Annotated in this window: 19 protein-coding genes; 11 read left to right on the top strand and 8 right to left on the bottom strand. The window is 60.7% G+C overall.

Features of this window, described 5'->3' with window-relative positions:
• Positions 1–41 precede the first annotated feature (41 nt).
• Complete coding sequence (locus tag FKG95_RS22855; RefSeq protein WP_142898743.1) at positions 42–590, bottom strand: 2'-5' RNA ligase family protein; 549 nt, start codon at positions 588–590, stop codon at positions 42–44.
• Between the two features lie 360 nt (positions 591–950).
• On the opposite strand from FKG95_RS22855, the gene FKG95_RS22850 reads away from it, so the two are divergent.
• Both FKG95_RS22850 and FKG95_RS22845 read left to right on the top strand, forming a co-directional pair.
• Positions 951–1,739 carry an LCCL domain-containing protein gene (locus tag FKG95_RS22850; protein WP_142898742.1) on the top strand — a complete coding sequence of 263 codons (789 nt, stop codon included), beginning with the start codon at positions 951–953 and terminating at the stop codon, positions 1,737–1,739.
• Between the two features lie 255 nt (positions 1,740–1,994).
• Entirely contained in the window at positions 1,995–2,321 is a 327-nt protein-coding gene (locus tag FKG95_RS22845) for a DnaJ family domain-containing protein (RefSeq protein WP_142898741.1), read from the top strand.
• Between the two features lie 147 nt (positions 2,322–2,468).
• On the opposite strand, the gene FKG95_RS22840 is transcribed toward FKG95_RS22845, so the two are convergent.
• A complete protein-coding gene (locus FKG95_RS22840; protein ID WP_142898740.1) occupies positions 2,469–3,311 on the bottom strand; it encodes an IclR family transcriptional regulator in 843 nt (280 codons plus the stop codon).
• A gap of 297 nt (positions 3,312–3,608) precedes the next feature.
• On the opposite strand from FKG95_RS22840, the gene FKG95_RS22835 reads away from it, so the two are divergent.
• From FKG95_RS22835 to FKG95_RS22795, 9 genes are all read left to right on the top strand, one after another.
• Positions 3,609–5,159, top strand: a complete 1,551-nt coding sequence (locus FKG95_RS22835) for an ABC transporter substrate-binding protein (protein WP_246116872.1) — start codon at positions 3,609–3,611, stop codon at positions 5,157–5,159.
• A gap of 135 nt (positions 5,160–5,294) precedes the next feature.
• A complete protein-coding gene (locus tag FKG95_RS22830; protein ID WP_142898739.1) occupies positions 5,295–6,212 on the top strand; it encodes an ABC transporter permease in 918 nt (305 codons plus the stop codon).
• Between the two features lies 1 nt (position 6,213).
• The gene (locus FKG95_RS22825; RefSeq protein ID WP_142898738.1) at positions 6,214–7,155 is read left to right on the top strand and encodes an ABC transporter permease; all 942 of its coding nucleotides are present in this window, start codon (positions 6,214–6,216) and stop codon (positions 7,153–7,155) included.
• Positions 7,156–7,166: 11 nt separating this feature from the next.
• Positions 7,167–8,180 (top strand): ABC transporter ATP-binding protein, encoded by a 1,014-nt coding sequence (locus FKG95_RS22820; RefSeq protein WP_142898737.1) that lies wholly within the window; start codon positions 7,167–7,169, stop codon positions 8,178–8,180.
• A complete protein-coding gene (locus tag FKG95_RS22815) occupies positions 8,177–9,160 on the top strand; it encodes an ABC transporter ATP-binding protein (RefSeq protein WP_142898736.1) in 984 nt (327 codons plus the stop codon). Before FKG95_RS22820 ends, FKG95_RS22815 begins: the two co-directional genes overlap by 4 nt.
• Positions 9,157–10,572 (top strand): M20 family metallopeptidase, encoded by a 1,416-nt coding sequence (locus FKG95_RS22810; protein ID WP_142898735.1) that lies wholly within the window; start codon positions 9,157–9,159, stop codon positions 10,570–10,572. The genes FKG95_RS22815 and FKG95_RS22810 overlap by 4 nt, the downstream gene beginning before the upstream one ends.
• A gap of 45 nt (positions 10,573–10,617) precedes the next feature.
• Positions 10,618–12,045, top strand: a complete 1,428-nt coding sequence (locus FKG95_RS22805) for an amidase (protein ID WP_142898734.1) — start codon at positions 10,618–10,620, stop codon at positions 12,043–12,045.
• Positions 12,046–12,055: 10 nt separating this feature from the next.
• On the top strand, positions 12,056–13,666 hold the full coding sequence (ggt, locus tag FKG95_RS22800; protein WP_218940332.1) for a gamma-glutamyltransferase: 1,611 nt from the start codon (positions 12,056–12,058) through the stop codon (positions 13,664–13,666).
• 9 nt (positions 13,667–13,675) lie between these two features.
• A complete protein-coding gene (locus tag FKG95_RS22795) occupies positions 13,676–14,860 on the top strand; it encodes a M20 family metallopeptidase (protein WP_246116871.1) in 1,185 nt (394 codons plus the stop codon).
• A gap of 1 nt (position 14,861) precedes the next feature.
• On the opposite strand, the gene FKG95_RS22790 is transcribed toward FKG95_RS22795, so the two are convergent.
• Genes FKG95_RS22790 through FKG95_RS22765 form a run of 6 tightly spaced genes read right to left on the bottom strand, consistent with a single transcriptional unit; the run spans position 14,862 to position 19,033 of the window.
• Positions 14,862–15,257: a RidA family protein gene (locus FKG95_RS22790; RefSeq protein WP_142898733.1), complete on the bottom strand. Its 396-nt coding sequence runs from the start codon at positions 15,255–15,257 to the stop codon at positions 14,862–14,864.
• Positions 15,258–15,292: 35 nt separating this feature from the next.
• On the bottom strand, positions 15,293–15,703 hold the full coding sequence (locus tag FKG95_RS22785; RefSeq protein WP_246116870.1) for an acyl-CoA thioesterase: 411 nt from the start codon (positions 15,701–15,703) through the stop codon (positions 15,293–15,295).
• 2 nt (positions 15,704–15,705) lie between these two features.
• The gene (locus FKG95_RS22780; RefSeq protein WP_142898732.1) at positions 15,706–16,392 is read right to left on the bottom strand and encodes an ABC transporter ATP-binding protein; all 687 of its coding nucleotides are present in this window, start codon (positions 16,390–16,392) and stop codon (positions 15,706–15,708) included.
• Between the two features lie 2 nt (positions 16,393–16,394).
• Positions 16,395–17,138, bottom strand: coding sequence for an ABC transporter ATP-binding protein (locus tag FKG95_RS22775; RefSeq protein ID WP_142898731.1), 744 nt, complete (start codon positions 17,136–17,138; stop codon positions 16,395–16,397).
• Positions 17,131–18,120 (bottom strand): branched-chain amino acid ABC transporter permease, encoded by a 990-nt coding sequence (locus tag FKG95_RS22770; RefSeq protein ID WP_142898730.1) that lies wholly within the window; start codon positions 18,118–18,120, stop codon positions 17,131–17,133. The genes FKG95_RS22775 and FKG95_RS22770 overlap by 8 nt, the downstream gene beginning before the upstream one ends.
• Entirely contained in the window at positions 18,113–19,033 is a 921-nt protein-coding gene (locus tag FKG95_RS22765; protein ID WP_142898729.1) for a branched-chain amino acid ABC transporter permease, read from the bottom strand. The genes FKG95_RS22770 and FKG95_RS22765 overlap by 8 nt, the downstream gene beginning before the upstream one ends.
• Positions 19,034–19,057: the final 24 nt, after the last annotated feature.

Here is a 19,057-nt window from a genome sequence, read left to right as displayed (position 1 = left end):
AGACACCAAATAATCAGGAGACCCCAGGTTGGAACGGCCCACTATGCATACGCGAGGCTGACACAGGCATCGATCCGCCACCGGGTGATGGGGATATCGACGCCCGAATAGGCGTATGCGATGCGGTCAAACCGGATCGAACGTCCGGCGAATTCCCCTTCCAGGCGCGCACGCAAAGACCGCTTCACACCCTCGTCGATATGGCCGTACGCCAGCGAGATATGCGGCATGAACGGCATGGGTGCAGAAACTGAACCTCCACCGAAGTCCTTTGCCCTCTCGTGAAGAGCCGTCAGTGCCGGATGGCCTCTCAAGCGTAAAAAAAACGCTGTGAAGACCGAAGGCTGCATACCGATCCCGTCGATTTCGGCAGCAAAAAGAGGCTGGCTCTCCGCCAGAGCAGGCAGCGCCGCCGTGGCCTGCGTTGGATCTTCAGATAAAGCGCCCATGAGCGTGACATGAGGAAAGAAAGCCTCTGTCCCCAACTCGCCGGCGAGCGCGCTGATCAAACCCCTGACCCAGACTTCGTCTTCTTCACACAGCAGAAGCCAGAGCGAATAGCTTCCGGCGTTGGGTTCAACCTGGCTCAAACTCGACTCCTGATTTTCGTTTTCCCGACACTGCCCCCGAAGGCGGGAGCCCGAAGATCTGACCGGGCCGCCGCAGGGTACTGCAAAATTACATGGGGCTCGTGCGGTTGTGCGGGTTCATACCGAACATGAGCGTCCTTAATACTATCTCAGTTCATGCGTTCACAAATTTTAAAGCCGATCCGATTCAGCCGACTCATGAGTGATGATAAGTCGAAAAGCAAACTAACCACGGACGAAGTTCCTCGCCACAAGAGTTTTTGGAGCAGTCGCACCTGATCGTTTCACATCGCTTCAATCAGGGAAAATTCTTGCCCGAATTTTTTGTTACCCGCGCATTTATCAAAAGGAGAAATTTCTATGAAAACACGTCATTCAAAATTCCTGACCGCCCTTGCGGTTGCCGGATTTTCATTGGGCGCCATCGTCAATTCCGCGACAGCTCAGGAGACAGCGGCCCTGCCCGCCTTGGAACTGAACACCAAGCTCGAGAAGTTTCAGTTCGACAGCGACAAATTCATTGGCCAGCGCTTTACCGCGCAGTGTCCGTCAACCACGATTCACGATAAGTACGAGGCAATCTCAGGCACCGGAGTCTATTCGAGCAAGAGTCCGATCTGCGTCGCCGCCATCCACGACGGAAAAATTACAGCCGATGCCGGCGGCATGGTAACGGTGCAGTTGAACCCGGGCGTGGAGGCCTACACCGCCAGCAGTCAGAACGGTGTCGACTCCACGGGATTGAACAACTCCAAGCGTTCCATGGTCTTCATCGACGCGGCAGACACCACGACGGCTGACGCCGCTCAGGCGCCCTACATTCCCCGGCTGAAGTGGGATACCAAGTTTTCGTCGACCGGTTTCGGACATAAGCAGTTCGTCGGCCAGAGGTTCACGTTCAACTGCCCGGCCGCCCCCAGTGGCAAGCTGCGCCGCATTACCGGTACCGATTCCTATGCGAACAACACCCGGGTTTGCGTCGCAGCCATGCACGCCGGTAAAATCACCCAGGACGGCGGCCTGATCCATCTGCAGCTGGATCCGGGGAAGAAAAAGCTGGTCGGCAGCCTGCGCAATGGGGTCGAAAGCAAAGACGGACCCGGCGGTCATCAGACGGTGTCCTTCGTCGATAGCCCGCTCGTGAATTAAGCGCTGCAAGCTTCTGCGATCGGATTCCGCAATCTGGTTCCGCATGCTTTATCGCTAACAGACTGAGTGAAGCCCCAGTTTGATCCGTGTCACAATCGACCGGATTGACTGGGGCTCCTTTGTTCAGACCGTCTCGGTCGCTGAGGTCGGTCCCATGCGAGAAGCACTTGAAAACGCACTCTGATGCCACCTAGTCTGGTGGAGTTGAAGTCCGGGACTCTCCCGTAGAGCAGGTTTCAGTCAAAGGAAAACCTGATGAAGCTGGACAAGATCGCCGAACAGCAGATCAGACAAGCGCAGTTGAGAGGAGAATTGGATAACCTGGCGGGCGCAGGAAAACCCTTGTGCGCGCAAGAAACCGGCTGTGGCCCGGAGGCCGTCGGCTTTAAGATCATGGCCGGAGCCGGGGCGGTACCGGAAGAGGTCAAACTTCGTAAAGAAGTCGAAGCGCAACGGGCGGTTCTGCAGCAGCTTGTCGATCCGCAGGAACGCAAGGCCGCCCTCGCGAAACTTGCGGATATAGAAATGCGGCTGGCTATTCAGGAAGAGGCGCGCCGCAACCTGAACCGTAATTTGTCTTAATATCGCGTTTTGAGCGCCGATCTATGGCATCACGAGACGTATTCCACGCGAACAGAGCTGCATGCAAATACCTGTCTCGAGTGCTTGCGTTGTGTACGTCATCTGCCCGGTCAAATGCCGGACCGGCTGCAAATGCATTTAAAGAATTCAAAGCGAGTAAGAAATAGCCCGGGCGGTTTCGATGGCCAGCGGTACGATCTTCTCCTGCGTGCGCTCCAGAGTCCAATCGGGTTGGTAGACGGGAATCTGCAGCGCCGCGACGGCACGGCCCTCGCTGTTGAAGACGGGCGCCGCCGTGCTGAGTTCGTGAATGATGATTTGGCTCTCGCCGATATCAAACCCCTTTCCGCGCGCGGTATCGATGCGTTTGTAGACAGCTGCAAGGTCTGTGATTGTATGGTCGGTGTAGGCGCGAAAACTTGAGTCTGTCAGGACTTGATCCCGCTCGGCGGCCGGCAAATTTGCCAGGATCACCACGCCGCCCGCTGCGCAGAAGGCCGGCACGCGACGGCCCGGAACGGTCGCTTCGTATCGCGCCTTTTCATGGGGAATACGGATTGTATAGACAATGTCGCTGCCCGAGAGTTCGCAGAGATTGACGGTGGTATCGAACCTCTTGCTGGCTTCGATCATCCGCGGCATGGCGATTTCGGCGATCCGGTTGCTCAGGATGTAGGTGTAGTAAAAATCCGCCAGGCCGATCGCCGGACTGTAGCGCCGGGTGCGCGGGTTTTTGTTCAGGTAACCAAGCGTGACCAATGTGTTGGTGAAGCGCTGCGCCGCGCTTTTGTCGAGTTCCGCCAGTTTCGCGATCTCCGTCAGACTCAGATCCCTTAAACCCAGGTCCCGCTGCGCCTGACGGAACACACGCAGAACCCGAAAACCCTTTTCGAGTGAGCCGACGAAAAGCGTATCTGAACGATTCGTGACTCCTTTGCCTTGGGGGTCCAATGCGGCATGAGAGTCTTTTGCCTGAGGATCCTGTGCCATGGCGGGGGTGCTTGACGCCTTTCAAAGGGAGCGATACGCTATCAATTAATAATACAGAGTATTGAATAATAATACTCATCTTCGCCTGACCAAGACAAGTGGTACTCTGCTGGGGATCAGTCAGGCAGTACAGGGGGGCCGAAAAAGCCCCAATCCCAGCGATGTTCTAGAACGTGATCGTTCCCGATTGGAGCGATCGAAATCTAACGGGCGGCTGCGGGAGACTCCGGGGAAATACGAGCGGAAAACCGTGATCGTCCTTGTTCAGTTAATCGTAGAACAGGGAGTAATGGGGCTGTGAAAAGTAGAAAATTCGGACCGGCATCCGCCGCTTTGACAGTGGGGCTGGCTATGGCCTTCGCCTGGAGTGGTCCGGCGCAAGCCGGCAAGGCGGACGACACATTGAACTGGTCGACAAACCGCGAGATCGCCGTTGTCGACCCCTACTACAACAATACACGCGAACTGGTGATCATGGGGCACATGGGCTGGGACGGCCTTGTATACCGTGACCAGGACACAGGCGAATACAAACCGCTGCTGGCCACCAGCTGGGAATGGGCCGGCGACACCGCGCTGGAATTTGAGTTACGCGATGACGTGAAGTTCCATGACGGCAGCGCCTTCGATGCCGATGATGTGGTCTATACTTTCAACCACGTCTCCAACAAGGATAACGGTGTCCTGACCTTCCGCAACGTCAGCTGGATCAAGAACGCCGAAAAACTCGGCCCCCACAAAGTGCGGGTCAACCTCCACAAACCCTTCCCGCCCGCGCTGGCGTATCTCGCCAACGCGGCGTTTATCCTGCCTTCGGGTCATTACGACAACGCCCCGGCAAAAGCCGACGGCAACCCGGATTTTGCCGCCGTCGAGCCGATGGGCACCGGCCCTTACAAGGTGGCGGACGTTAAGGCCGGTGAGTTCGTGCTGATGGAGAAAAACGAAGACTATTTCGCCAACAGCCCCAAGGGAACGCCCCAGATCGGCACAATGCGTTTTCGGACTATCACAGAACGCAACACCCAGATCGCCGAATTAATGACCGGCGCGCTGGACTGGATCTGGGACGTGCCAAAGGAGCAGGCGGAACGCATGGCGGCCGCCCCAAACGTCACGGTTGAAAACGCCAAGACCTTCCGCGTGTCTTACATGGCCTTCGATGTCGACGGCGACTCCGGAACCGATGTCTTCACCAAGAAAAAGGTGCGACAGGCCTTCGCACACGCGATCAATCGCGAGTCCATCGCCAAGAACCTGGTCGGACCAGCGTCGGAAGTTATTCATTCCGCCTGTCATCCCGACCAGTTCGGCTGCACCCAGGATGTCACCAAATACGAATATGACCCCGCAAAGGCCAAGGCGCTTCTGGCCGAGGCGGGCTATCCGGACGGTTTCGAATTCGACATCTACGCCTACAGAGAACGCGAGTTCACCGAAGCGGTCATTGGTGACCTGGCGAAAATCGGTGTCAAAGCCAAGCTGAACTTCATGCAGTACCGGGCACTGCGCGACATCGTGCGCAAGGGCGAAACACCGATCAATCACATGACATGGGGCTCTTATTCGATCCCGGATGTCTCGGCCATCGTCAGCAACTTCTTCACCCATGGCCCGGACGATCCCGCGAAAGACGACAAGACCAAGGAACTGGTTGAGGTCGGAGACAACTCGGTCGAGCCGGAAACGCGCAAGCTGTACTACAAACAGGCGTTTGAGCGTATCGCCGAAGAAGCCTACTGGCTGCCGATGTTCACCTACGCCAAGTACTATGCTTTCTCCAAGGATCTGGATTTCACTGCCACATCCGATGAAATCCCACGCTTCTACACGTCCAAATGGAACTGACGCCGCGTGATTGACGCGTCATCCCATTGACTTACCGGCCGGACAGGCAGTCCGGCCGGATCTTCCGCAGTCTCTGACCGCCATGCCAACGATCGGGTTGGCGGTCCCTGCAGTGACAGGACAGAGTAGAAGACCATGATCCAATTCGCATTGAAACGGCTCGGCATCGCCATTCTGGTCGCACTGACCGTATCGATGCTGTCTTTTTCGATGATCTACCTCTCCGGCGATCCCGCCGTGGCGCTGGCCGGCGAGGGCGCCAGCCAGGAAGACATCGAAAACGTGCGCCGGGTTTACGGCTTCGAGCGTCCGATCATCGTGCAGTACGGTGACTGGCTGGTCCGGGCGTTACAGGGCGATCTGGGCCACTCCAACTACCTGAAATCCGATGTTGCGTCGGTGGTTTTTGAACGTTTGCCAACGACGATGCTGCTGGGGGCCAGCGCCCTGGCCTTTGCATTGATCCTTGCGATCCCATTGGGCGTGGTGGCAGCGATCCGGGCCAACTCCATGATCGACCGCGTTGCCCTGACCATCGCGGTGATCGGTCAGGCCATGCCTAGTTTCTGGTTTGCCCTGACCTTGATCCTCTGGTTCGGGATCAATTGGCGCATGCTTCCGATCACGGGCACGGCAAGTTGGCTGAACTTCATCATGCCCTCGATCGCCCTTGGCTATTACGTCACCCCGGCGGTCATGCGCCTGACCCGCGCGGGCATGCTCGAAGTGCTCTCGTCCGATTATATCCGCACCGCCCGCGCCAAGGGCTTGCGCCCCATGACAGTGCTTTTCAAGCATGCCCTGCGCAACGCCATTATTCCGGTGGTCTCGCTCTCGGCGGTACAGTTCGGTTTCATGCTCGGCGGCTCGATCGTCATCGAGACGATCTTCGCCATCAACGGCCTGGGTTTCCTGGCCTGGGAGTCGATCCAGCGCGCGGACCTGCCCATGATGCAGGCCATCGTTTTGGTGTTCAGTGTGTTTTACATCCTGCTGACCTTCCTGGCCGACCTCTTGAACGGCTTCCTCGATCCCCGCATCCGGGTGGCATGACATGACCGATGTGATAAAGACACCCGTCGGCGGACAAGGCGGCTCCATTCTCAGCAGCGGTCTGGATGGCGTGCTTGAACCTTCACCGGGCTCACTTCTACGCAAACGCATCTTCGGCCATGCGGGCCTGATGATCGGCGGCGGCGTGCTGCTGATCATCTTCCTCATGGCCATCCTGGCGCCGGTGATTTCACCGGGCGATCCCTACGATCAGGATCTCTCGCGCAAGCTTATCCCGCCGGTCTGGCATGAATCGGAAAAGGCAACTTGGGAACATCCGCTGGGAACGGATCTCTTGGGCCGGGATTACATGTCGCGGCTCTTCTACGGCGCGCGGATTTCGCTCCTGATCGGCTTTGCCGCCATGTTGATCTCCGGCGTGATCGGCACCACGCTCGGCGTACTGGCGGGCTACTTCGGCGGCAAGGTCGACATGGTGGTGAATTTCATAATCACCACACGCCTCTCCATGCCCGTGGTCCTTGTCGCTCTCGCGATAGTCAGTCTGGTCGGCTCATCCCTGACCGTGGTGATCTGGGTGTTGGGGCTACTGATTTGGGACCGCTTCGCCGTGGTCATGCGCAGTGCGACACAACAGGTCCGCGGGCTCGATTTCGTTGCCGCCGCACAATCACTCGGCTGCTCGACCCGGCGCATCATTCTCTCCGAGATCATGCCCAACATCGCCAACCAACTGATCGTCATTGCCACCATCGAGATGGCGCACGCGATCCTGCTCGAGGCCGCGCTCTCCTTTCTGGGCCTGGGCGTGCAGCCGCCCGATCCGGGCTGGGGACTGATGATCGCCGAAGCCAAAGGCATGATCTTCTTCGATGCCTGGCTCATCACCATCCCGGGCGTCGCTCTCTTCGCCCTGGTGCTCTCCATCAACCTCGTGGGTGACGGCATGCGAGATGTCACGGCACCCGAGAATCGGAATTGAGGCGGGCCGGAATGAGCAACAAGATCCTCGAAGTGCAAGACCTGACGATCGATATTCCAACCCCTTCAGGCACGCTGCATGCGGTTCAAAGCGTCTCGATCCACGTCGACCGCGGCGAGACACTGTGCATTGTCGGCGAGTCCGGTTGCGGCAAGTCTCTAACCTCTCTCGCCATCATGGACCTACTGCCCAGGAAGGCCGTCCGAAAAGCAACACGCCTGGAACTTGCCGGAGAATCCGTTTTCGATATTGGCGAGCGGCGCATGTCGGACATTCGCGGCGACCGCATGAGCATGATCTTTCAGGAACCCATGACATCGCTCAACCCGGCCTACACCATCGGTGACCAGTTGACCGAGGCCTTGCGCCGTCACAAGAAGGTGTCGCGCCGCGAAGCCCGCGATCGCGCGGTCTTTCTGCTGGAAAAAGTCGGGATCACCGCCGCCGCCAGCCGTCTTGGCCAGTATCCGCATCAGCTTTCCGGCGGCCTGCGCCAGCGCGTGATGATCGCCATGGCGCTCATGTGCGGACCCGACCTGATTATCGCCGACGAGCCGACCACCGCCCTCGACGTGACTATTCAGGCCCAGATCCTTCATCTGCTGGCCGAGCTCCAACGCGAGTTCAACATGGGCCTGATCCTGATCACCCACGACCTGGGTGTGGTGGCGCGCATCGCCGACCGCGTGGCGGTCATGTACGCCGGGCAGATCGTGGAAACCGGAACCGCCAAGCAGATCTTCAAGAACCCTGCCCACCCCTACACGCGCGGCCTGCTGGCCTGTATTCCCATTCCGGGTCAGACCGCACGCGGCGCCCATCTCGGCGCGATTCCCGGCATCGTGCCTTCGCTTGTGGGCAGGATGCCGGGCTGCCACTTTGCCAGCCGCTGTTCCGAGGTGCGGGATAACTGCACCACGGCCCCGATTCCTCAGTTTGAAGGTGCCGAACCGGGACGCAGTGTCCGCTGCCTTCTGGCGGATGAAGCTACCGGCCGAGAGCCCGCACGGGAGGGCGCAGCATGAACGAAGTCGTTCTCGACGCCCGCGACATCTCGCGCAGCTTTATGATCTCTCAGGGCTTCATGCGCGCGAAGCGCCCCTTGCATGCGGTCAACGGTGTCAATCTGAAACTCCACCGCGGCGAAGTCCTGGCGCTGGTGGGAGAATCCGGCTGCGGCAAAACCACCTTAGCCAAGATGCTTCTGGGTTTGCTGCCCCCAAGCGCCGGCACACTCGAGCTCGATGGCCAGCCTCTCGCCTCGCTGAGCCATCTCGAGGTCGCGCGGATCGTGCAGCCGATCTTCCAGGATCCCTACTCCTCGCTCAACCCCCGCAAATCGATCGGCAGTATCATCACCTTGCCGCTGCAGGTTCAGGGCGACAAGGATCCGGCAAGCTGGCGGCAGCGGGCCGAGGAGATCATGGAACTGGTCGGCCTGCCCCGCCGGGTCTACAACAACTTCCCGAGCCAGCTTTCCGGTGGCCAGCGGCAGCGCGTGGCGATTGCCCGGGCGTTGATCAACCGGCCGCGCGTCGTGATCTGCGACGAGCCCACATCGGCCCTGGACGTCTCGGTGCAATCCCAAATCCTGAACCTCTTGCAGGACCTCCGGCAGGAACTGGGCCTGACCTACCTGATGATCAGCCATAACCTGGCCGTGGTCGAACACATGGCGACACGCATCGCCGTCATGTACCTGGGCCGGATCGTTGAAGAAGGCGAGGCCGAGAGCGTCTACAACAGCCCGCGGCACCCTTATACCGAAGCGCTTCTGGGATCCGTTCTCACGCCGGATCCGAGCCTCGGCGTGCCCGACACACACCTTGGCGCCGCCTATCCGAACCCACTGGACATGCCCAGCGGCTGCAGCTTTCACCCGCGCTGCACCAAAATGCTGCCGCAGTGTGCGCAGCAAGCGCCCAGTCCGATCCCAACGGAGAGCGGACACGTCGAATGTAGTCTCTATGAGGAAAACAAAGGTAAAATGAGGATAACGTCATGAGCACGCCGAATGGACGCGAAGCGGCAGTCGCACGGGTACTGGACTATCTTGACGGCGGTGACTTCGAAACGGAGCTGCAGCGCCGTGTGGCCATCCGCACCGAAAGCCAGAAGCGCGAGAGCCTGCCGGAATTGCACCGTTATGTCGATGCGGAGATGATCCCCACCTTCGAGGCCATGGGGTTCGCTTGCAAAAAGTATGAGAACCCGATCGAGGGGCTCGGCCCAATGCTACTTGCAACTCGTCACGAAGGCGACGATCTCCCAACCGTTTTGGGCTATGGCCACGGCGACGTAATCCGAGGACTGGAACAGCAATGGACCAAAGGCAAGGGCCCCTGGGAGATCGCCCGTGACGGCGACAAACTCTATGGCCGCGGCACCGCCGACAACAAGGCACAACACACCATCAATATCGCCGCCATCCGCTGCGTGCTCGAGGAACGCGGCAAGCTCGGCTTCAACGCCAAGTTCATGATCGAGATGGGCGAAGAAGCCGGCTCGAACGGTGTACGTGAAATCCTGGAAGCGCATCTAGACGACTTCAAAGCCGATGTCTTCATTGCCTCTGACGGCCCCCGTGCCCAGGCCGAGCGTCCAACCCTGACCCTCGGGGCCCGGGGTGCGGAGAACTTCGACCTCTCCCTCGATCTGCGCGAGGGCGCACACCACTCCGGAAACTGGGGCGGACTGATTGCCGATCCCTCGATCATCCTCGCACATGCTCTTGCCTCCATCACCGGCCCCAAGGGCGAAATCAGAATCCCGGAATGGATGCCGCCCGCGACACCACCCGCCGTCCGGGAAGCGCTACAGGGTCTCACCATAGACGCCGGACCGGACGCACCAACCATCGATCCGGATTGGGGACAGCCCGGCCTGACCCCGGCGGAGCGGGTCTATAGCTCCAACTCTTTCGCGGTCCTGGCCATGACGTCGGGCAATCCGGCAAACCCGGTAAACGCCATCCCGCCGCGCGCCAGGGCACACTGCCAACTGCGCTACTTCGCGGGCACGGACACCAGCCAGATCCTGCCGGCCCTGCGCCGTCACCTGGATGCGCACGGCTTTTCACATGTCGAGGTCAGTGGGCCGCCCGAGGCAAACTCTGGGGGATTTGGTGCATCGCGGACCGAACCGGATCATCCCTGGGTAACCTGGACCCGGGACTCCATGACCCGCTCCATGGGGGAAGCCCCGGCTGTCATCCCGAGCATGGGCGGCTCCATCTGCAACGATCTCTTCACCGACCTGCTCGGCCTGCCGGCGATCTGGATCCCCCACTCCTACGGCGCCTGCTCGCAGCATGCGCCCAACGAGCATATCCTCATGTCCATCACCCGCACCGCATTACCGGTCATGGCGGGAATCTACTGGGATCTTGGAGAAGGCGCGACACCCAAAGCGGCCTAGAGCCTGCAAAAGCCACCCTTCCCCATTAGACAAGAATGAGAAGACATGACTGAAGCCTGCGACCTCTCCGCCGTCGAAGCACGGCAAATGATCGGCAACAAGCAACTCTCGCCCGTCGAGTTGCTGGAGAGCTGCCTCACCCGGATCGAAAAGACCAACGGGGCCATCAATGCCGTGGTTGCCATGGACGTCGATACCGCGAAGACAGAGGCCAAAGCGGCTGAAGATGCCGTCATGGCGGGGGAAGACCTTGGCCTGCTGCACGGGCTGCCCGTCGGGATCAAGGATCTGGACGCCACGGCGGGTCTGCGCACCACCTGGGGGTCCCTGATATACGAAAACCACGTGCCTGACGAAGATGGAGACATGGTTGGCAATGTCCGCGCGGCGGGCGCTAATATTCTGGGCAAGACCAACACGCCGGAATTCGGCGCGGGCGCCAACACCACCAATAAAGTCTACGGGCCCACCGGCAACCCCTTTGATCCGGTCAAGACCTGCGCAGGGTCCTCTGGCGGTTCCGCCGCTGCCCTGGCCGCCGGCATGGTGCCGCTGGCAACAGGCTCGGACTACGGCGGCAGCCTGCGCACGCCCGCCGCCTTCTGCGGCATCACAGGTTATCGCCCATCGCCCGGCCTGGTGCCCGCGACCGGGCGGCCGGTCTCACTCAACCCCTTCGCGGTGCTGGGGCCCATGGGCCGGACGGTCGCCGACACTTACCTGCTGCTCCTGGCGCAGCTCGACAGCGACAAGCGCGACCCCTTCTCCAGCGATGATGGCCTTCGGATGCCGGAAAGCCTGTCGGGCGTCGATCTTGGGTCGGTGCGCGTGGCGCTCTCCGCCGATCTCGGCTGCGCGCCAGTCGACAACGCAATCAGCGCAACCTTCAAAGCCCGCGCCGAGGCCTTTGGCGGTGTCTTCGCAGAGGCATACGAACGGAATCCCGACCTGACCGATGTCCATGAGTGCTTTGAAATCCTGCGCGGCGTGAATTTTGTCGGCGCCCATCGGGAACGCCTCGAGAAGCATCGCGATCTGCTGGGTCCCAACGTCATCGATAATACCGAGCGTGGGATGGCCTATTCGCTCCCGGACGTGGCCTGGGCGCACAATGTCCAAACCAAGATCTACTATGAGTTCGACCGCTTTTTCGAGGACGCCGACATCCTGATCTGCCCGGCGGCCTCGGTCTCTCCCTTCCCCCATTCACAGCTTTTCATTGAGGAAATCAACGGCGAGGCCATGCCAACCTACATGCGCTGGCTAGCGATTACCTACGGCTTGACCATGGCGTTGCCGGCTGCCTGCGTTCTGCCCTGCGGTCTGGACCATCAAGGCATGCCTTTCGGCATTCAGATCGTCGGCCCCAACGGCTCGGACGAACTGGTGCTGCAGGTCGCGCAGAGCCTCGAACAGGTGCTGGCCCAGCATCCCGACACGCGCCGTCCGACCCCGGATCTGTCACGACTGTAAGGAGGCCCGAGTGACCCACGGCATCGTCAGCGCCCCGCAACCCGAAGCGGTCGAAGCCGGTATCGAGGCTCTGGAAAAGGGCGGAAACGCCGTCGATGCCGCGATTGCAACCGCGCTGGTGCAAACCGTGGTCGATCCTCAGATGTGCGGCATCGCGGGCTTCGGATCGATGCAGCTCTATCTGCCTGAACCAAAGGTGCATAGCTGTCTGGATTTTCATGGCCGCGCACCCTCCAAGGTGACGCCTGACATGTGGGAAGATCGAATCCTGAGCGAGGCCGAGGATGGCTTTGGTTTCATCCTGGAAGACCATCTCAATGACGTGGGTTACGGCGCCATCACGACACCCATGAGCCTCAAGGCCTACGACGAGGCTTTGACCCGCTTCGGAACCATGACCCTCAGTGATCTTATGCAGCCGGCTATCAGCTATGCGGAAGAGGGTTTTATGGTCCGCCCCCATGTCAGCTACTTCTGGAATCTGGTCGAGGGTGGCGGGCGGGCGCCGCACAGAGATCGGGTTACCAGGCTCGCCGAGGCACGGCGTATCTACCAGAAGGATGACGGAAGTCTTCGCAAACCGGGCGAAATCCTCAAGAACCCGGATCTGGCAGCGACCTACCGCCAGATTGCTTCAGAAGGTGTCGAATCCTTTTACCGGGGTTCCGTCGCCGAGCGGATCATTGCCGACATGGAGGCCAACGGAGGTTATCTGACCCGTGAGGATCTGCAGTCCGTTTCGGTCAACGAGGCCGCACCGCTTTGGGGAGATTATCGCGGCCATCGGATCGCCACCAACAACCCACCCGGCGGCGGCGTGATGGTCCTGGAGATGTTGAACATCCTCGAGAACTTCGATCTCGCGGCCATGGGACACAACACACCCGAATATATCGCCACCGTTTCCGAAGCCATGAAGATCGCGACCGTCGACAAGGACCAGTCGGTAGGCGACCCGAATTTCGTCGATATCCCGATGGAGCGGCTGAACTCGAAAACCTACGCGGCGGAGATGGCGGGGCGTATCCGTTCCGGCGCAAAGACATCTGTGCCTCGCCTGAACAGCGGCGCCAAGGAGTCAAAAGACACCACACACATCTCTGTCGCCGACGAACACGGCAACTGCGTCGCCATGACCCACTCGCTGGGAATGCCCTCGGGCGTTGTCACACCCGGACTTGGCTTCATGTACAACGGTTGCATGTCGGTCTTCGACCCGCGGCCCGGCCGTACCGGCTCGCTCGCTCCCGGCAAGTCGCGCTTCACCGCCATGGCGCCCACCATGGTCTTCAGGGATGACGAGCCTTTCTTCGTGGTCGGTGCGCCGGGCGGCACCTACATCACCATGGGCGTGCTCCAGGCGATCTTGAATGTCGTCGATTTCGGTATGAACGCCCAGGAAGCCGTCTCCGCCCCGCGCTTTTGCACGACTTCAGACACCATCGACATCACTAACCGTATCACGCGCCGAACCGAAAGCGCGCTCAAGGCGCAGGGTTACGCGGTACGGCGCTCTCCCCTCGGCTACCACTTCGCCGGGGTCCACGCTCTGCGCAAAACCGCCGCCGGCTGGGATGGCGGCGCGGATCCCGCGCGCGACGGTATCGCCCTCTCAGTTTAGGAAAAGACTTTGACGAAGATTGCGACAAAAACGGCGCAGGAAGCCGCGTTGACGGATTGGCTCGCAGAGCGCGAAGGTGAGATGCTTGCCTTTCTGGAAGAGCTCGTGAACATCGACAGCGGCAGTTACGACAAGCCGGGCGTTGACGCGGCTGGTGCCGCCATCGCCGCCTTCTTCGCACGCGAGGGCATCGCCTGCGATATCCTGCCGCTGGAAGGCTATGGCGACGCGGTCCGCGCGACCCTGCCCACAGACGGCATCGGCAGCAATCAGCCGATTCTGCTGATGGGACATCGGGACACGGTCTTTCCCAAAGGCGAGACCGAGCGCCGCCCTTTCACGATCAAGGACGGCATCGCCTATGGTCCGGGCGTGGCCGACATGAAGGGTGGACTGGTGATAAATGCCTTTATCCTGTCTGCCTTTTCGAAACTCGGCGGTGCGCCTGCACCCTTGATCGCACTTTTCACCGGTGACGAGGAAATCGGCTCGCCTGAGTCCAAGGCCGTCATCAAAGCTGAAGCCGGCAAAGCCCGTGCCGTCTTCAATTCGGAGCCCGGCCGTCCGACCGGCAATATCGTGACGGGCCGCAAGGGCGGGATCTTTTTCCGCTGCGAGGTCATCGGCAAGGCGGCCCACTCCGGCGCCAACCATCAGGACGGGGTCAGCGCCATCGAGGAACTGGCGCGCAAGATCCAGGCCTGGCACGCCCTGACCGACTACGAAGCAGGTCATACCCTCAACGTCGGGCTGATCTCGGGTGGCCAGTCGGTCAATACCGTGGCCCCCTCCGCCTCATGCGATATCGACCTGCGCTACAAAGACCCGGCGCGGCGCGAGGAGATCGTCGAAGCCATCACCGAGATCGCCGACAAGAACACGCTCACAGGCACCTCTTCGCATCTGACGATCCTGGGAGAGTTCCATCCGCTCACGCAATCCGCCGAAGGCGAACGCCTGATAGAGAACTACCTCGCCAGCGGGCGCGATGTCGGCCTGACCATGGAAGGCGAATTCTCCGGCGGCTGCGCGGATTCCGGTCTGGCATCGGTGCTCGGCGCCCCGACAATCTGCGGTCTGGGTCCGGTCGGCGGCAAGGTCCACAGCCCCGAAGAGTACCTGGAAGTCGACAGTATTGTCCCGCGCGCCCAGGCGCTCGCACTCACGATCCTGCGCATGGGAGACGTTCGGTAGCCTACTCCGGGATCACCGCTGTCGCTTCGATCTCAACCTTGGCCCGGTCTTCCATTAAAGCGGTCACCTGAACCACCGCCATGGCCGGAAAATTTCTGCCGAAGACCTCACGATAGGCGGCGCCGGTTTCGCGCAAGCGCGAGAGATACTCGCGTTTGTCCGTGATGTACCAGGTCAGCCGCACCAGATGTTCCGGCCCGGCCTCGGCTTCCTGCAGGATGGCGAGAATGTTGCGCAGGACCTGCCTGAACTGCTCCACGAAATCGTCGGACTCGAAGACCTGATCCCCGTTCCAGCCGACCTGTCCGCCGACAAAGATCGTGCGCCCGCTGGCCGCGACGCCGTTGGCGTAACCGCTTGGCGTTTTCCAGTTCTCTGGGTGAAGGACTTCATGCATGGCTGTACCTGTGGGTATCCGAATGGAACGGAAGGTTAAATGAGATAGTTTTCAATTTTCGTGCGCAAATCGCCCGGCCAGGGCTCCGACTTCATGCGCGCGCCGTCGATATGCACAAGGGTGACGGTTCCACCGATGCGCATTTCGTCTCCGCATCGCGCCTCTATGGCGCAGGTCACGCTGCTCGCGCCGAGTTTCGTCACCACCAGGGAGAGATCGAGGACTTCACCCAGGCGGCTCGGCGCCTTGAAGGCGACTTCAAGATGCGCGGTCGGCACACCCTTTCCGCGCTCCATGACCAGCTCCGCGAAGGAAAGTTCCAACCCCTGCTCGAACCACCTCTCGACTACTGCGTTGAACATCTCCACATAGCGCGGATAGAACACAATGCCCGCCGGGTCACAGTGCTGAAACATGATCTTCTGTCGGGTTTCAAAAGCGGGCAAGGTCAAACTCCCAAATAGCGGTTCTGCAGCTCCGCATCGGCGGCGAGCGCATCGGGGGAACCGCCCCAGACGGAGCGGCCCTTTTCCAGGACCACGCAGGAAGATGCAAGCGGCAAAAGGTCTTTCAGGTTCTTGTCCACGATCAGGATCGACAGCCCTTGCTGTTTCAGGATCTTGATCGAAGCCCAGATTTCCTGGCGGATCAGCGGTGCCAGGCCTTCGGTCGCTTCGTCCAGAATGAGCAGCTTCGGATTGGTCATCAATGCCCGGCCAATGGCCAGCATCTGCTGTTCACCGCCCGAGAGCGTGCTCGCCGATTGCCCGGCCCGCTCTCCGAGACGGGGAAAGAGATCGTTGATCCGCTGCAGGTTCCAGTCGCCGTCACGGGCCGTGGCGATCAGGTTCTCCTCTACAGAGAGGTTGGCAAAGACCCGCCGTCCTTCCGGCACCAGTCCCAGGCCCAAGCGCGCAACCCGGAAGGCCCGCTGACGGTCGAGATCCTGCCCGTCGAAGACAACGCGCCCGGCGGCGGGTGGCGTCAGGCGGCAGATCGAACGGATGGTGGTCGTCTTCCCCATTCCGTTGCGGCCCAGCAGCGCCACCATCTCCCCTTCGTTCAGGGAGAGATCGACACCGAACAAAGCCTGGCTGGGGCCGTAGTAGGTCTCAATGCCTTCAACGCGCAGCATGCTCATTCCCCCAGATAGGCATCGCGGACTTCTTGCGAAGCCCGGATGTCCTCGACAGAACCGGATGCAATCACCCGGCCATAGACCAGCACGGAAATTCTGTCGGCAAGCCGGAAAACCGCATCCATGTCGTGTTCAACCAGCAGCATGGCCACGTCCTGACGCAGGCCAGTCAAGACTTCAGTCATACGCTCCGAATCCTCGCCACCCAGTCCGGCCATGGGTTCGTCGAGCAGCAGCACCTTCGGCTCGAGCGCGAGCGCCACCGCCAACTCGAGCTGCCGCCTCTCGCCATGGGACAAGGCCGTGACCGGCAGATGCGCCCTCTCGGCAAGCCCGACCCGTTCCAGCTGCGCCATGGCCGGATCGATCAATGACCGGTCGCCCCGCACCGGGTGCCAGAAGCGGAAGGTCGCATGCTGCCGGGCCTGCACGGCCAGCATGACGTTGCGCAGCGCCGAAAAGGCCATGGCGAGGGAGGAGACCTGAAAGGTTCGGCCCAGACCCAGTTGCGCCCGTTTAGGAACTGAAAGCGCGGTGATGTCCTGTCCCAGAAGGCGGACGGTGCCGGCAGTCGGCTTGAGTGAGCCTGCAATCTGCGCGATCAGCGTAGACTTTCCCGCTCCGTTCGGCCCGATCAGGGCATGGATCGAAGCCGGCGCCAAATCGAGCGAGACGTTGTCGGTCGCCCGCAAAGCGCCGAAGGATTTATGCAGACCCTCGAGAACGAGAAGCGGCTCAGTCATGGCGTGCCTTTCCCGCCAGCAGGCCGACCACACCGCCCCGCGCGAAAAGAACGACCCCCAGCAGGATCACACCCAGGAAGAGCTGCCATCGTTCGGTATAGCCGCCGATCACCGTCTCCAGCACGATAAAGAGCGCCGCGCCGACAATCGGCCCGTAGAAGCGCCCAACGCCCCCAAGGATCACGAAGATCATGATCTCGCCGGAGAGATGCCAGGAGAGGATGGAGGGACTGACGAAACCGTTCAACTCGACAAAAAGCGCGCCTGCGAGCCCGGTGATCATAGCCGAGAGGACGAAGGCCGTGAGTTTGACCGGATAGGGTGCGATTCCGATCGTCGACAGGCGGTTTTCATTTTGCCGCGCGCATTCAAGCGCCGCGCCGAAGCGTGAACCGACAATGCGGACAGAGAGAAAAATCGCCAGGAGCAATAGAGCGTAGCAGACGAAGAAGAAGGTCAGGTCGTTGGAGAGATCGAGGCCCGGCAGGTTGCTGCGCAGATAGAGGGGCAGGCCGTCTTCGCCGTTGTAAGTCGGCAGAGAGATCGCGAGGTAGTAAATCATCTGGGCGAAGGCCAGGGTGATCATGATGAAATAGACACCCGTGGTCCGCAGAGAGATCGCACCGATGATCGCGGCCACAACACCGGACAGCAGCAGCGCCGCAAACCAGAGCGTCAGCGTGGAGTCGCTGCCGTCGATCACCAGTGGCCAGTTCATGAAGGCCGATCCCTCGAAGGCATGGTGCGAGAGCACGCCCGCCGCGTAGCCGCCCAAACCGAAAAAGGCCGCATGGCCGAAACTCACCATGCCGCCGAAGCCCAACGCCAGATTGAGGCCAACGCCCGCCAGCGCCAGGATTGCAACCCGGGAAGCCACGGTGATGTAGTAGGTCTCGTCAATCGCCCAGGCCACAAGCGGCACCGCCAGCAGGAGCAGGGCAATCCCCGCGTTCAAAAGGGTTTCGCGACGCATTTCAAGCATTGACCGGGAAGAGTCCTTTGGGCCGCCAGGCCAGAACAATGGCCATCAGCAGGTAAATCGACATGGATGCCAACGCCGCGCCGTAGCCGTTGGCTTCGGCAGGCGGCAACGCCAGGGCGAAGAGTTGATGAAGAAAGGCCCGGCCCAGCGTATCCACGAGGCCGACCAGGATCGCCCCGATCAGAGCCCCCTTAATCGAGCCGATGCCGCCGATGACGATGACCACGAAGGCGAGGATCAGCACCGGTTCACCCATCCCGACCTCGACAGACTGCAAAGCCCCAACCAGCGCCCCCGCCAGACCCGCCAGCATGGCCCCGATCGCAAAGACCAGCGTGTAGAGCGTGTTGATATCGACACCAAGCGCGCCGATCATTTCCCGGTCGGACTCACCCGCGCGAATCTGCATACCCAGCCGGGTGCGCGAGATCAGCAGATAGAGTCCCACCGCCGTCAAAACCCCGAAACCGATGATCACCAGGCGATAGAGCGGATAACCGCCCCCGCCGGGCAGCGGCACGGAAGTTGCCAGCGCTTCGGGTATGTCCAGATAGAGCGGCTGCGCCCCGAACACCCAGCGCGTGCCCTCATTGAAGATCAGAATCAGACTGAAGGTCGCCAGCACCTGATCCAGATGATCCCTGTCGTACAGCCGCCGCATCACCAGCATCTCGATAATCGCCCCCGCCGCAGCCGCAGCGACAAGCCCCGCCGCGAGACCGATCCAGAAAGAGCCGGTTTCGCCCGCGACCCAGGCGCAGAAGAAGGCGCCAACCATGTAGAGCGAACCATGCGCCAGGTTGATCAGGCCCATCACGCCGAAGACCAGCGTCAGCCCCGCCGCCATGACGAAAAGCATGACGCCAAGCTGCAGACTGTTCAGGAGCTGCTCGAAGATGAAGGCAGCGGACATCGACGCCTTTCCTTAAATGCCGGG

Source organism: Denitrobaculum tricleocarpae (genome assembly GCF_007004665.1).
GTDB lineage: Bacteria > Pseudomonadota > Alphaproteobacteria > Kiloniellales > Kiloniellaceae > Denitrobaculum > Denitrobaculum tricleocarpae.
Note: the sequence above shows the minus strand (reverse complement) of the source record. Positions and strands in the feature narration are given on the sequence as shown.